Source organism: Methylocaldum marinum, from assembly GCF_003584645.1.
Taxonomy (GTDB): Bacteria; Pseudomonadota; Gammaproteobacteria; order Methylococcales; family Methylococcaceae; genus Methylocaldum; species Methylocaldum marinum.
Map to the genome: position 1 here is coordinate 5,362,792 of NZ_AP017928.1, position 13,131 is coordinate 5,375,922.

At 58.9% G+C, this 13,131-nt stretch carries 12 protein-coding genes; 2 read left to right on the plus strand and 10 right to left on the minus strand.

The window, feature by feature from the left end:
- Nucleotides 1-14: 14 nt before the first annotated feature.
- From rpoZ to hslV, 9 genes are all read right to left on the minus strand, one after another.
- Nucleotides 15-308, minus strand: coding sequence for a DNA-directed RNA polymerase subunit omega (gene rpoZ / locus sS8_RS23920; RefSeq protein ID WP_119631973.1), 294 nt, complete (start codon nucleotides 306-308; stop codon nucleotides 15-17).
- A gap of 250 nt (nucleotides 309-558) precedes the next feature.
- Nucleotides 559-1,719: a phosphoglycerate kinase gene (locus sS8_RS23925; protein ID WP_197716815.1), complete on the minus strand. Its 1,161-nt coding sequence runs from the start codon at nucleotides 1,717-1,719 to the stop codon at nucleotides 559-561.
- Nucleotides 1,683-2,342 carry a thioredoxin family protein gene (locus tag sS8_RS23930; protein ID WP_119631975.1) on the minus strand — a complete coding sequence of 220 codons (660 nt, stop codon included), beginning with the start codon at nucleotides 2,340-2,342 and terminating at the stop codon, nucleotides 1,683-1,685. The genes sS8_RS23925 and sS8_RS23930 overlap by 37 nt, the downstream gene beginning before the upstream one ends.
- A 116-nt stretch (nucleotides 2,343-2,458) precedes the next feature.
- Nucleotides 2,459-4,081 carry a ubiquinone biosynthesis regulatory protein kinase UbiB gene (gene ubiB, locus sS8_RS23935; protein WP_119631976.1) on the minus strand — a complete coding sequence of 541 codons (1,623 nt, stop codon included), beginning with the start codon at nucleotides 4,079-4,081 and terminating at the stop codon, nucleotides 2,459-2,461.
- Nucleotides 4,082-4,093: 12 nt separating this feature from the next.
- Nucleotides 4,094-4,750 (minus strand): ubiquinone biosynthesis accessory factor UbiJ, encoded by a 657-nt coding sequence (locus sS8_RS23940; protein ID WP_170161236.1) that lies wholly within the window; start codon nucleotides 4,748-4,750, stop codon nucleotides 4,094-4,096.
- Nucleotides 4,751-4,752: 2 nt separating this feature from the next.
- On the minus strand, nucleotides 4,753-5,502 hold the full coding sequence (ubiE, locus tag sS8_RS23945; RefSeq protein WP_119631977.1) for a bifunctional demethylmenaquinone methyltransferase/2-methoxy-6-polyprenyl-1,4-benzoquinol methylase UbiE: 750 nt from the start codon (nucleotides 5,500-5,502) through the stop codon (nucleotides 4,753-4,755).
- A 65-nt stretch (nucleotides 5,503-5,567) separates the two neighbouring features.
- Nucleotides 5,568-5,933: a gamma-butyrobetaine hydroxylase-like domain-containing protein gene (locus sS8_RS23950; RefSeq protein WP_119631978.1), complete on the minus strand. Its 366-nt coding sequence runs from the start codon at nucleotides 5,931-5,933 to the stop codon at nucleotides 5,568-5,570.
- 14 nt (nucleotides 5,934-5,947) lie between these two features.
- Nucleotides 5,948-7,273 carry an ATP-dependent protease ATPase subunit HslU gene (gene hslU / locus sS8_RS23955; protein ID WP_119631979.1) on the minus strand — a complete coding sequence of 442 codons (1,326 nt, stop codon included), beginning with the start codon at nucleotides 7,271-7,273 and terminating at the stop codon, nucleotides 5,948-5,950.
- Nucleotides 7,270-7,833 (minus strand): ATP-dependent protease subunit HslV, encoded by a 564-nt coding sequence (gene hslV, locus sS8_RS23960; RefSeq protein ID WP_119631980.1) that lies wholly within the window; start codon nucleotides 7,831-7,833, stop codon nucleotides 7,270-7,272. Before hslV ends, hslU begins: the two co-directional genes overlap by 4 nt.
- A 146-nt stretch (nucleotides 7,834-7,979) precedes the next feature.
- Here hslV and sS8_RS23965 point away from each other — a divergent pair, with 146 nt between their 5' ends.
- Entirely contained in the window at nucleotides 7,980-9,179 is a 1,200-nt protein-coding gene (locus tag sS8_RS23965; RefSeq protein ID WP_119632985.1) for a class I SAM-dependent rRNA methyltransferase, read from the plus strand.
- Here sS8_RS23965 and sS8_RS23970 read toward each other — a convergent pair.
- Nucleotides 9,174-11,552: a cyclic nucleotide-binding domain-containing protein gene (locus tag sS8_RS23970; RefSeq protein WP_232020415.1), complete on the minus strand. Its 2,379-nt coding sequence runs from the start codon at nucleotides 11,550-11,552 to the stop codon at nucleotides 9,174-9,176. The two genes, sS8_RS23965 and sS8_RS23970, sit on opposite strands and share 6 nt — an antisense overlap.
- Nucleotides 11,553-11,749: 197 nt before the next feature.
- Between sS8_RS23970 and sS8_RS23975 the strand changes: the two genes are divergently transcribed.
- The gene (locus sS8_RS23975; protein ID WP_119631982.1) at nucleotides 11,750-13,105 is read left to right on the plus strand and encodes a DegQ family serine endoprotease; all 1,356 of its coding nucleotides are present in this window, start codon (nucleotides 11,750-11,752) and stop codon (nucleotides 13,103-13,105) included.
- Nucleotides 13,106-13,131 lie beyond the last annotated feature (26 nt).

The window sequence follows — 13,131 nt, forward strand, 5'->3', positions numbered from 1 at the left end:
TGTCCCGAATGTCCTTACTCGAAATCATCCTCTTCGAGAGCATTCATCCCGGGTTCCTGCGGATTGGGTACCGGGGGACGCTCGATCGCGAATCGCTCCTGTTTGGTGGCCGCGGTGAGGTATTCGCGGGTGATCAAGCCCTGTGCGATTTCGCGAAGCGCGACTACGGTCGATTTGTCGTTCTCCCAGCCTACCTTGGCATCGTCCGGATGACGGGACAATTGACGAGCTCTCTTGGTCGCCAGCAAAACGAGCTGAAAGCGGTTGTCCACGTGTTCCAGACAGTCTTCGACGGTTACTCTTGCCATAGTTGGTGAATTCTCGATCTGTTTCGGGTAAAAAATTTAAGAAAAAACAAATAGCTTATGGTTCATTTTGACCCAAAAGCCGGGGCCTTGTACAGACGGCCCGCTCGTTGGCGCGAAATGCGGTCCATTCGGTTTTGTTCGACGGGTTCCTAATCCAGACCGCCAACGCGGCGGGAAGGTTCAGACCGCCCAAAAACAAAGCGCGAAGGAAAGCACCGGCCGCTCTCCTTCGCGCCGCGGGGTCGAAAAATTATTTCGACCGCTCTTCCAGCATCGCAACGGCGGGAAGCGTTTTGCCTTCCAGGAATTCCAGGAACGCGCCGCCGCCGGTCGAGCTATAGGATACCCGATCGCCGATCTTGTATTTTTCGATCGCCGCGAGCGTGTCGCCGCCGCCGGCGATGGAAAAGCCCCCGGCTTCGGCAATGGCCATCGACACGGTGCGGGTGCCTTCGCCGAACTGATCGATTTCGAATACGCCCACCGGTCCGTTCCAAACGATGGTTCCGGCCGCTTTGATCAGTTCCGCGTAACGCGCCGCGGTTTCCGGCCCGATGTCGAGGATCAGGTCGTCCTCGGCCACTTCGCCGACCTTCTTGATCGTGGCCGCCGCCGATTCCGCGAATTCTTTCGCGCAGACCACGTCGGTCGGAACCGGGATCTCGCCACCCTGGGCTTTGGCCTGCTCCATCAAGCGCTTGGCTTCGGGAATCAGGTCGGCCTCATACAAGGATTTGCCCACCGGATGGCCTGCTGCGGCGATGAAGGTGTTGGCGATGCCGCCGCCGACGATGAGCTGGTCCACCTTGGATGCCAGCGAATCGAGTACTGTCAGCTTGGTGGATACCTTGGAGCCGCCGACGATAGCGAGCAGCGGGCGCTCGGGGTTTTCCAGGGCCTTGCTCAATGCATCCAATTCCGCGGCGAGCAAAAGGCCGGCGCAGGTTTCGGGCGCGAAGCTGCCCACGCCGTGGGTGGAGGCCTCGGCTCGGTGCGCGGTCCCGAAGGCGTCCATCACGTAGATATCGCAAAGCGCCGCCAGTTTCCTGGCCAATGCCTCGTCATCCTTCTTTTCGCCCTTGTTGAAGCGGACGTTTTCGAACAAAACGACCTCGCGAGGATTCATATCGAAGCCATTCAGCCAGTCCTTCACCAGGGGCACTTTCCGGCCGAGCAGCCAGGTCATGCGGTCGGCCACCGGTTTCAGCGAAAACTCGTCGGTGTATTCGCCCTCGGTCGGGCGTCCGAGATGGGACATGACCATCACTTTCGCGCCGGCTCTGAGGCAATGTTCGATCGTGGGCAAACTCGCGCGTATGCGGGTGTCGCTGGTGACTTTGCCGTTCTTGACGGGAACGTTCAGGTCCGCACGGATCACAACGCGTTTGCCGGCAAGGTCGAGATCGGTGATTCGCTTGAAGGAAAGAGGTTTCTTCGTACCGGATTTTTTGGCTTCGGCAGCTTTTTGGGGGGGGCCGTTTCCTCGCGCCACTTGATGGAACAACCCATACTCGGGATCTGCTCCTCCGGACCCTTGCCGGTCTCCGCCACCTGCTTCATGGCCTCGAACAGCTCTCGTTTCGCGTCCGGCGGGGCGGTTTCCTTTTTGCTGGCGTCCAGCCGCCCGCGGTACTGCAACTCCATGTCCTTGTTATAGCCGAAAAAGTCCGGCGTACAGACGGCCCCGTAAGCCTTGGCCACTTGCTGGGTCTCGTCGTACAAGTAGGGGAAAGGATAGCCGAACTGCTCGGCAACGATTTTCATGTTTTCGAAGGAGTCTTCGGGGTAATCGGTCGGATCGTTGGACATGATCGCTACGGCGTTGATGCCGTGTTCCCGGAGTTCCTTGACGTCCCGAATGATGCGTTCCTGCACGGCCTTGACGTAGGGACAGTGATTGCAGATGAACATCACCAGAAGGCCATTCGGTCCCTTGCACTTTTCCAGAGTCCAGATTTGGCCGTCTAAGCCGGGCAGAGCGAAATCGATCGCCTTCTTGCCGAATTCACAAACCGGAGTTTCTGTGCGCGCCATGAGATCATCCTTCTTATTCGTTATAAGTGGAAATCGATGAAAATGGCTCAAATCATAACAAAGAAATCGAATCGAGTCGTCCGGAGGTGCTACCACCCGGAATCTGTTTTTTTTGATTAGAACCAGGCACCAACCAGAAGGAGTGCTCCCAGGGCGCCGGTAACGCCGGCGGCGGTCAGCGAGGCGGCGGAGCCGGACAGGACCGCAGCGCTGACCAGCAGGGCGCCGCCGGCGATTCCGGTCAGGGTGCGCCGCCGATTCTCCTTGATTTCACGATGGATTTGCTCCAGTTCGCGCGACTGGAAAGTGATCGTCAGCTTTCCGGTCGCGGCGTTTTCCAGTGTTCGGTGTATCAACATCGGCATTTCGGGCCAGGATTCCGCCCATCCGGGCAGTTGCGACTGGATTTTTTTCAGGCCGGCCCTGGGGCCCATTTCGTCTTTGAACCAGTTTTCCAGAAACGGCTTGGCGGTCTGCCAGAGATCCAGTTCGGGGTAGAGGTCGCGGCCGAGTCCTTCGATGTTCAGCAGGGTTTTTTGAAGCAGCACCAGTTGCGGCTGTACTTCCATGTCGAAGCGGCGGGCGACCTGGAACAGCCGCAGTAGTAAATGACCGTAGGAGATATCCTTCAACGGTTTTTCGAAAATCGGTTCGCTCACCGCCCTTATGGCCGACTCGAATTCCTCGACGCGGGTGGTCTTGGGAATCCATCCCGATTCGATATGCATTTCCGCGACCCGGCGGTAGTCGCGGTTGAAAAAGGCCAGGAGATTCTCGGCGACGTAGCGCTTGTCTTCCCGGGAAATACTGCCGACGATGCCGAAGTCGACGGCGATGTACCGGGCGGGCGGCGCGACGAAAATATTGCCGGGATGCATGTCCGCATGGAAGAAGCTGTCGCGCAGCACCTGGGTAAAGAAGATCTCAACCCCTCGTTCCGCCAGGAGCTTGAAATCGACGCCTTCGCGCCGAAGGGTTTCCACCTCGCCGACCGGAATGCCGGATATGCGCTCCATGACCATGACCTGACGCCGCGTGTACGGCCAATAGACCTTGGGAATGTAAAGTATCTCGGAGTCCTCGAATCGGCGCCGCATTTCGGCGGCATTGGCCGCTTCGCGGACCAGGTCGAGTTCGTCCAGGATGGTCTTTTCGAATTCGGCGACGGCCTCGATGGGGCGAAGACGCCGGGCGTCGCTCCAGAAGCGCTGAGCAAGTGCTGCCAGTTCGTACAACAGGGCGATATCCGATCGGATCTGCTTGTCGATGCCGGGCCGGAGCACCTTGACCACCACATCCTGGCCGTCATGCAGCCGCGCGGCGTGTACCTGTGCCACCGAGGCCGAGGCGAGCGGCGTTTCGTCGAATTCGGCGAAAATTCGGGCGACCGGCTGTCCCAGCGTTTGTTCGATGATGGCCTTGGCCTCGTTGCCGGGGAATGCCGGCACGCGGTCCTGAAGCTTGATCAGTTCTTCGGCGATGTCGTCGGGCAGAAGGTCCCGGCGGGTGGACAGGGTCTGGCCGAATTTGACGAAAATCGGTCCCAGGTCCTCCAAGGTTCGGCGAATTCGTTCGCCGCGCGGTGCTTCTTTCGAGCCTAGCCAATAATTCGGGGAAAGGGTGCCGACGAAGCGGATAGGGCGGAACAGGTGGGTGGCCAGTATCAGTTCGTCCAGTCCATGACGCACCAGCGTCCGTTGAATATGCAGCAAACGCCGGATCAGTTTCGGGCGGATCACGAAAGGGAATTCCTAGGCGGCGGATTCGGGGGACGTGGAATTGGCCTGCAGCGCCAGCCTAAGCCGCTCGACCCGGGCCTGGAGGCGATCGAAATCGGCGCGCAAGCGGTCGACCTCGGAATAAAAGGCGTCAGCCTCGAATTGAGTCGGCAATTCCCGACTTTCTTCCTGCCAATATTCCGCGACATCGAGTCTTAAGGTTTTCAGTGAATCCCGGGTCCAGCCGAATCCCGAGCGGACCAGGTCCAGGCAGGTCGAGGCGAAGGCCCGGCCGGTATATTGAGCGAGGTGAAACTCCCAATCGATATCGAGCTTTTCGAACAACGCCTGGAAGCGGCGCGCCGTATCCATGTCGCCGTCGATTTCGACGACGCCGGCCGCGAGGAGGCGGCTGGCCGGTTCCCCGAGCCTCAGCCTGGCAAAGGCGGGGATCGAGCCGGTCAGCGTCACGTTCGGGCGGCCGCTGAAATCGCCGAGAATCTGCATATCCGATTCGGTCGGACAGAAAAAAATCGATGTCTCGAACGGAAGCACCCGCAGCTCTATGACCTTGCCCGCGATCGGAGTCAGCCATTTTCGACTGTTGGTATCGAGGCTCAAATAGTGCGCGACCGCGTGCTCCAGCGCCTCGGCCAGAACACCGGCCAACACCGGGTGACGCGCCGTCACGGTCAGACCTTGTAGCCGCGGTGAACGGCCACCACACCGTGGGTCAGATTGAAATATTCGCAGCGCTCGAAGCCGGCTTCGAGCATCATCTGCTTGAGTTTTTCCTGATTGGGGTGCATCCGGATGGATTCGGCCAGGTATTTGTAGCTGTCCGCATCGTTGGCGATGAATTTGCCGAGCATCGGCAGGACCTTGAACGAGTAGAGATCGTAGGCTTTCTTGAAAAGGTCTCCCTGCGCTTCCGAGAATTCCAGGATGATTGCCCGTCCGCCCGGTTTCAGAACGCGATGTATCGAGCGCAACGCTTCCTCCTTGTGGGTCACGTTGCGGAGACCGAAGGCGATGCAGACGCAATCGAAATGATTGTCCGGGAACGGCAGTTTTTCGGCATCGATCTGCGCGTAGCCGACATTGTCGACGACGCCCTCGTCAATCAGCCGGTCGCGGCCCCGCTTAAGCATCTCGGCATTGATGTCGGACAGAATGACCCGGCCGTTCGGGCCGACCCGCTTTTGGAACAGGGACGTCATGTCTCCGGTGCCGCCCGCCAAATCCAGAACCTTTTCGCCGGCGCGCACATGGCTCAGCTGCAGGGCGATCCGTTTCCAAATCCGGTGAATACCCAGGGACATGAGGTCGTTCATGATGTCGTATTTGCCCGCGACCGAGTCGAACACGGCTTTGACCATCTTGGCCTTTTCGCTCGCGGGAACCTCACTGAAGCCGAAGTGGGTGGTTTTTTGATCGTTCATTCGTTCGTCAATGGCCGAATTGCTTTATCTTGGTGATCGCCTGGGCGAGAAGTTCGCTGGGCTCGTCAGGTCTCGGTTCGACGCACGTATCCCTCCCTTTCCAGTTTCCTTAAATATTCGTTCCAGAGCTCTGCCTGATGCACGCCGAGATTGTACAGTATCTCCCAAGTGTAGATGCCGCTATCGTGGCCGTCGCTGAAGCTGGGCGCAATGCCGTAATTGCCCACCGGCCGGATCTCGGTGATGGTGACGTCCTCTTTCCCGAGCTGCAGGATTTCCTGGCCCGGTCCGTGACCGCGAACCTCGGCGGAGGGCGAGTAAACCCTAAGATACTCGCAGGGCAGCTCGAACCTCGATCCGTCTTCGAACGCAATTTCGAGAATCCGCGATTTTTGGTGCAGCTTGATGTCGGTGGGCAGCGGGATGGCCATGGTGGAATGCCCGGTCAAAGGATGTAGCGGCTCAGGTCTTCGTCCTGCGCCAGTTCGGACAAATAGCGGTCAACATATTCGGCATCGACGACCACGGATTTTCCGGCGTGGTCAGCCGCTTCGTAAGAGACCGTTTCCAGCAGCCGTTCCAGCACCGTATGCAGCCGGCGGGCGCCGATATTCTCGGTACGTTCGTTCACTTCCCAGCTGATTTCGGCGATACGGGCGATGCCGTCCTTGGTGAACTTCAGATCGACGCCTTCGGTGGCCAGCAGTGCGGCGTACTGTTCGGTCAGGGAACTGGCCGGTTCGGTCAGGATGCGGATGAAGTCTTCGACCGTCAGGGCGTTCAGCTCGACGCGAATCGGCAAGCGTCCCTGAAGTTCCGGAATCAGGTCGGAAGGTTTGGAAAGGTGGAACGCGCCGGAAGCGATGAACAAGATGTGGTCGGTTCGAACCATGCCGTATTTGGTGCTCACGGTCGAGCCTTCCACCAAAGGTAGCAGGTCCCGTTGCACGCCTTCGCGCGAAACGTCCGGGCCGCCGTACTCGCCACGCTTGCAGATCTTGTCGATTTCGTCGATGAATACGATGCCGTTCTGCTCCACCGCTTCCACGGCACGCAGCTTGATGTCCTCTTCGTTGATCATCTTGGCCGATTCTTCCTCGTGCAGGAGCTTGAGCGCGTCTTTGACCCGCAATTTCCGGGTGCGCATGCGTCCCGCGTGGAGATTCTGAAACAGGTTTTGGAGTTGGCTGCTCATTTCTTCCATGCCGGGCGGCGCCATGATTTCCACGCCGATCTGAGCGGCACTGACTTCGATTTCGATTTCCTTGTCGTCGAGTTCGCCGTTTCGGAGTTTTTGCCTGAATTTCTGGCGTGTCGCCGATTCCGGCCCCGCTTCTTCTCCACTCCAGCCCGAGGCGCCGGGCAGCAAAGCGCTCAGAATCCGTTCTTCGGCCGATTCTTCGGCACGGGTTCGGACTTTCGCCATCTCGGTCTGGCGGGTCATTTTCACCGCGGCGTCGGCCAGATCGCGAACGATGGATTCCACGTCGCGCCCCACGTAGCCGACTTCGGTGAACTTGGTCGCTTCCACTTTGATGAACGGTGCGTTGGCGAGTCGCGCCAGGCGCCGGGCAATTTCGGTCTTGCCGACGCCCGTCGGGCCGATCATGAGAATGTTCTTGGGCGTGATCTCTTCGCGGAGAGCGGGTTCGATCTGCATTCGCCGCCAGCGGTTGCGCAAGGCTATCGCCACCGCGCGCTTGGCGGCGGCTTGACCGACGATGTGTTTGTCCAGTTCGTGGACGATTTCTCGAGGAGTCATATGCATCATGGATGTTCGTGCAGTTCCCGTTGCATATCTAGTTCTTCGATGACCAGATTGCGGTTGGTGTATATGCAGATGTCGGCAGCAATTTGCAGCGACTTTTCGACGATGTCGACAGCGTCCAATTCGGAATTTTCCAGCAGGGCGCGTGCGGCCGCCTGCGCGAAGGGACCGCCGGAGCCGATGGCGATGAGGCCGTTTTCAGGTTCGATGACGTCGCCGTTGCCGGAAATGATCAACGAGGCTTTCGAATCGGCGACGGCGAGCAGTGCCTCGAGCCGGCGCAGCATTCGGTCGGTACGCCAGTCTTTCACTAATTCGACGGCCGCCTTGGTCAGGTTGCCGCGCTGTTTTTCCAATTGGCCTTCGAAGCGCTCAAATAAGGTAAATGCATCGGCTGTGGCGCCGGCGAAACCGGCCAGCACACGGCCGTGATAGAGTCGGCGGACCTTGCGGGCATTGCCTTTCATGACGGTGTTGCCCATGGTCACTTGGCCGTCGCCGCCGATGACCACTTTGTTGTCGCGGCGGACGGACACGATGGTGGTGCCGTGAAATTGTTCCACTAACTTGCCTGCGTAGCTAAAAGTCGAATTGTACACTATCCGGCTCGCCGGAACTGCCGACGGGCTGGACCTTCGGTGTTTAGATTCTGCAAAGGTCGAAATCGTGCGCGATAATGTCCGACTATTTTTCGATTTCAGCGACGGTTATGAGCCAGTTACCTTCGATACGTCTCAAGAAGAACGAGGAGCGACGCTTGCGCGGAGGCCATTCGTGGATTTTCAGCAACGAGGTGGACGTCTCGGCGACGCCGCTCAAGCCATTCGGGGCCGGTGAGCTGGCGATCGTGGAGAGCTGGCGCGGGCAAGCCCTGGGGGTCGCCTATGTTAATCCGGCGTCGCTGATCTGCGCCCGTCTCCTGACCCGTGATTTGCACGCCGGGATCGATCGGATTTTCTTCGAGCGGCGTCTGAGGCGCGCCCTGCAGTTGCGCGAGCGACTGTATTCCCGACCCTATTATCGGCTGGTTTATGGAGAGAGTGACGGCCTTCCGGGGGCGGTGGTCGATCGTTTCGGCGATGTGTTCGTGGTGCAGACGAATACGGCCGGCATGGAGACACTTCAGGGCCATCTGATCGCCGCACTCGAAACTTTAATCAGCCCACGTTCCATCGTACTGAAAAATACCTCCAGCCTGAGAGCCTTGGAAGGACTGGAAACTTATACGTCCGTCGTCCGGGGCGCTTTGGAGAGCCCGGTCGAAATCGAAGAAAACGGCGCGCGCTTCCTGGTGGATCCGGTCGGCGGCCAAAAGACCGGCTGGTTCTTCGATCATCGTGAAAGTCGGGCGGTATTGGCGAAACTTTCGAACGGTATACGCGTACTCGATCTTTTTTCTTATACCGGGGCGTGGGGGGTACAGGCCGCGCTCGGCGGAGCGGCATCGGTCGATTGCGTGGACGGCTCCGAAGCCGCCTTGCGGTTGGCGGAGGAGAATGGCGGCCTCAATGGCGTTGCGGACAAGATGCGGTTCGTCAAGGACGATGTGTTCGAGTTCCTGAAGCGTGCGAGAGAAGAGCGGCAGCGCTATGACGTGGTGGTGGTCGACCCGCCGGCCCTGATCAAGCGGAAGAAAGATGTCGGGCAGGGCGTGGAGGCGTACCGGCGGCTGAATCAAGGCGCCATCCAGGTATTGGCGCCCGGCGGGATCCTGGTATCCGCTTCCTGCTCATTTCATTTGCAGCGGGAGAGCTTGCACGATCTATTGCGCGCCACCGGGAGGAGCATGGATCGCCATCTCGTTTTTTTCCGGCGCGGCGGGCAGGCCCCGGATCATCCCGTGCACCCCGCTATCCCGGAGACCGATTACCTGAAGACCTTTTTCTGCCATATCGGCGAGACTTTATGAAGCCTGCTCCGGCGTGGCGGACGGGCTATATTCGATGGACATTCCCACGACGGGTTTCAGCAAGCGGTTGAGGAGTTCGCGGCCGGAGGACGTGCAGAACAATCCTCCCAGGACGAGCACCAGCAGCAATACGGTTATCGCGAGGGTGACCGGAAGCGTGACGGCGAATTCGAAGTGCAGTTTCTTCTTTCGATCCTCGTCAGTCGCTTGTGCGGCGGATTCGAAGACCGCCAACCGGGTCCGGGCAGATTGAAGGGCTTCACGGAGCTGGTTTCCTTCTTCCGCCATGTCGTGCAGCCGGGACTGCGTCTTCGCCATTTCTTCGGCATGAAGGCGGCGTAGGTCGTCGAGTTCTTCGAGCAACGCTTTCTCGTCGGCAGTGCCGGGTTCGGCCGACTGATCCGCGGCCTTGAGTTCCGCGATCTGCCGGGTCAAGTCAGCCACCTGCCGTTCGGCTGACGCCTTGTCTCGGACCGCGAGGCGGTTCAGGGTTTTCAGCCGCTCGATTTCCTGTTTCAAGGTTGATAGAGCCTGTTCGCCCTTGCTGTTTTCGGCTTTGTCGTTGCCGGGCTGTTCCGTTAGAAGGCGCTTGTTATTCTCCTGCAAGGATCGAAGCGCTGCTTCTCTATCGCTTGCGAGTTCGCGCGCTTTTTTCAGCTCCACTTTTAAGGCGTCGATGGCTCTCGTGGCTTCCAGCAATTGCTCTTCGGCATGCTGACGCTGTTCGGTTATGGCGGCGGCATTCGCGATGATATCGCTGGCCTTGTTCAGTTGCTTTTCCAGCGTGCTTGCTCTGGAAACCGCTTCCGCAGCCCTGTTCTCGGACTCGTCCAGTCGCTGGGCGAAATTCCGTTCCCGCGAAAGCGCTTCCCGCAAAGCGGCTTCGAGTTCCTGAACCTTGTCTTCTTGTGTTGCTGCTGAACTCTCTTCCGGAGCTTGGCTGTCCCGAGCGACGGATTGCTGCGCTTCCGCGTCGGTCCGGCTTTCCTTGCTCTCGGTTGCGATCGGCGCATCCGATGTCGGCGCCGGCGCGCCCTTCTCCGGGTCGGGGGCGTCTATCGATTCGTGTTCCGGGTGCTCCGGTTTTCCCGGTGCGCCGTCGTCGAACGCATCTCGGGTCTCTTTCAAGTCTTCCGGCCGGTCGGACGTGCGGTCCGCCGTTTCCGCCGCTCCGGGCAACACCTCTTCCTGTGGGGCGGGAGTTTCGGTGTTGTCCGCAGCCATATCCGGCGCGGCCGAATCGCGATCCTCCGACTGCGGTGCCGAGTAAGCGGCAGCGGATTGTGAGTGGGGCGGGATCCATTTCGTGGCTTCTACAACCAGGTGATCACGGGGCACCTTGCTGATGCCGCCGGACAGCACAAATGCTTCGAAGCCGTAGCGGATCAATAGGAAGGCGGCAGCCTCGCTGAGCCTTCCGTCCTCGCAAACCAGAAGGTACTTGCTCTGCCGGTTCAAGGTCGGAAGCATTACCCGCAAGGAAAAGAATGGAATATTGAGGCTTCCCGGCAATCGGCCCTGCTCGAAGCTATCCGGCGAGCGAACATCCAGCCATACCCCGTCCCGGTTGGCCATTCGTTGTGCGCTTTCGAACTCTACCAGGGATATGATCGGATCCTTGAGCAGCTTGATGAAACTGCTCTTGTCCAGTCTCAGCAAAATGCCGTCCGTCAGCATCTTTATCGTCACGTTGCGCGGATCGCCGGAAATCAGCGAATCCTCGCCGAAGGCGTCGCTGATTTTCAGCGTGGCCAGCTTGATTTCCTTGGCGAGACGAGACGGTTTGCGCGACAGGGAACAGCGCCCCTTCTTGATGATGTAGTAAAAGTCGCCCGGATCGCCCTGGCGGCAAATGACGTCGCCGGCTTTGACCTCGATTTCTTCGAGGCTTCGAAGTATCGCCTGGATATTGGCTGGCGGCAGGCGCTGAAAAAGCGGTGACTTGAGCAGGGCCGTCATCCAGTCGCGCGTGGGTTCTTCCGGAATATTGCTGACCTTATACGTGGGAAGCTCCCGGTTGAGCTCTTCCTGCTGGTTTATCATCTCCGGTCTGACTCGGATGTATCTGACGGTGTCATTGGCAATGGCGGAAACTTTGCGCGGAATCTGGTGAGCCAGGGCGAACCGGGCAGTGTCCGTTCCGCCGCTGATCGAATCCATTTCCACGCCCCCTGCCTGCAGCGATATCGTGCCACTCAACACGTATACCAGCTCATGTTTCGTATCGCCTTGTCGAAACAGGGCAGAACCTTTCGGCGCCTCGTCGATTCGGATCTGACTGCAAAGCTGCTCGAATCGGCTGTCCGAGAGAGTATTGAGCGGAATCAGACGGCGCAATTCCTGTATTTCAGCGGTGCTCAAGGCAGGTGGCATGTTGGTGTCACTAGGGTAGTCCGATTTATGAACGTTGAGCATCGATCCTTTAGGGCTCCAAGCCTTTAGCGTTGTTCGGTTTTACCGCGCTTCCATATAATAGACCATCCCGCCGCGAGTACTTTGTGATCTGTATCAACTATCAATGGTTTCGTATCGAAGCCGTTCAACCTTCTTGAAACGACCGAGGTATAACAATGAGCGACTTTCGTCGATTGCTTGCACTATTTTTGGCCGGGTTGCTGTATTTCACGGATGCAGCGTACGCGGTCTGGCCGGCCAGCGTGGACGGTCAACCTTTGCCCAGCCTTTCGCCCATGCTGAAGAAGGCAACCCCGGCCGTAGTGAATATTTCGACGCGGACGCAGATTCAGGAAGCCGAGCACCCTTTGCTGCGCGATCCGTTTTTTCGATATTTTTTCGACATTCCGAACCAACCTCGCCGTCGTGAGACGTCCAGCCTGGGCTCGGGCGTAATCGTCGATGCGAGGCGCGGTTATATCCTTACCAATAATCACGTCATCGACAAAGCCGATGAGATCACGGTGACGCTTAATGACGGCCGTCATCTCAGTGCGAAATTGATCGGGGCCGATCCGGAGTCGGATATCGCCGTGATCAAAGTCGAACCGCAGAGCCTGAGCGAACTGCCTATCGCCGACTCCAGCCAGTTGCAAGTGGGCGATTTCGTCGTGGCCATCGGCAATCCGTTCGGGCTGGGGCAAACCGTGACCTCCGGCATTATCAGCGCACTCGGGCGGTCCGGGCTCGGCATCGAAGGTTACGAGGATTTCATCCAGACCGATGCGTCGATCAATCCCGGCAATTCGGGAGGTGCGCTCGTCAACTTGCGAGGCGAGTTGATCGGAATCAACACCGCGATTCTGGCGCCCAGCGGCGGAAACGTGGGTATCGGTTTCGCCATTCCCGCAAATATGGCGACCAGCATCATGACCACTCTGATCGAACACGGCGAAGTTCGCCGCGGTTTGCTGGGCGTCACGGTCCAGGACTTGACTCCGGACCTGGCGCAGGCCTTCGGTCTCAGCCAAACCCAGGGCGCCGTTATTACCGGCGTGCAGCCCGATTCTCCCGCCGCCAAGGCCAAACTCGAACCGGGCGACATCGTGCAGGCGGTCAACGATCGCCGCGTCAGAAACAGTATGGATGTACGTAATGCCGTCGGCTTGCAGCAGATCGGGGACAAAGTCCGAATCGAAGTTCTGCACAAGGGCGAATCCGTGGTCCGCGAAGCGAGGATCGCCGAACCCAGGATCAGCCGCGAGGAGGGCAAAAAGGTCCATCCGAAGCTGTCCGGCACCTTGCTCGGCAACACCGAGCCGAACGAACGCGTTCAGGGCATCAGGGTGGAAAAGATCCATACTGCCTCCTATGCTTACCAGGCCGGTCTGCGGCCGGGCGATCTCATCGTCATGGCCAACCGCCAGCCGGTGAGAAATCTAAAAGAACTCAGGGCCGCCTCCGGCGGCAGCAGCGAGTTGTTGCTCAACCTGCAGCGGGGGAACGGTTCGTTCTTCTTGCTGCTACGCTGATAACCAGTGCCGAACTGCTAAGGGGC

What these genes read in the sequence shown, in the direction of transcription:
- sS8_RS23965 (WP_119632985.1), top strand. Translation starts at nt 7,980, where the DNA reads ATGAGCCAGTTACCTTCGATACGTCTCAAGAAGAACGAGGAGCGACGC.
- hslU (WP_119631979.1), bottom strand. Translation starts at nt 7,273, where the DNA reads ATGATGCATATGACTCCTCGAGAAATCGTCCACGAACTGGACAAACAC.
- rpoZ (WP_119631973.1), bottom strand. Translation starts at nt 308, where the DNA reads ATGGCAAGAGTAACCGTCGAAGACTGTCTGGAACACGTGGACAACCGC.
- sS8_RS23930 (WP_119631975.1), bottom strand. Translation starts at nt 2,342, where the DNA reads ATGGCGCGCACAGAAACTCCGGTTTGTGAATTCGGCAAGAAGGCGATC.
- ubiE (WP_119631977.1), bottom strand. Translation starts at nt 5,502, where the DNA reads ATGAACGATCAAAAAACCACCCACTTCGGCTTCAGTGAGGTTCCCGCG.
- sS8_RS23950 (WP_119631978.1), bottom strand. Translation starts at nt 5,933, where the DNA reads ATGGCCATCCCGCTGCCCACCGACATCAAGCTGCACCAAAAATCGCGG.
- sS8_RS23970 (WP_232020415.1), bottom strand. Translation starts at nt 11,552, where the DNA reads ATGCCACCTGCCTTGAGCACCGCTGAAATACAGGAATTGCGCCGTCTG.
- sS8_RS23975 (WP_119631982.1), top strand. Translation starts at nt 11,750, where the DNA reads ATGAGCGACTTTCGTCGATTGCTTGCACTATTTTTGGCCGGGTTGCTG.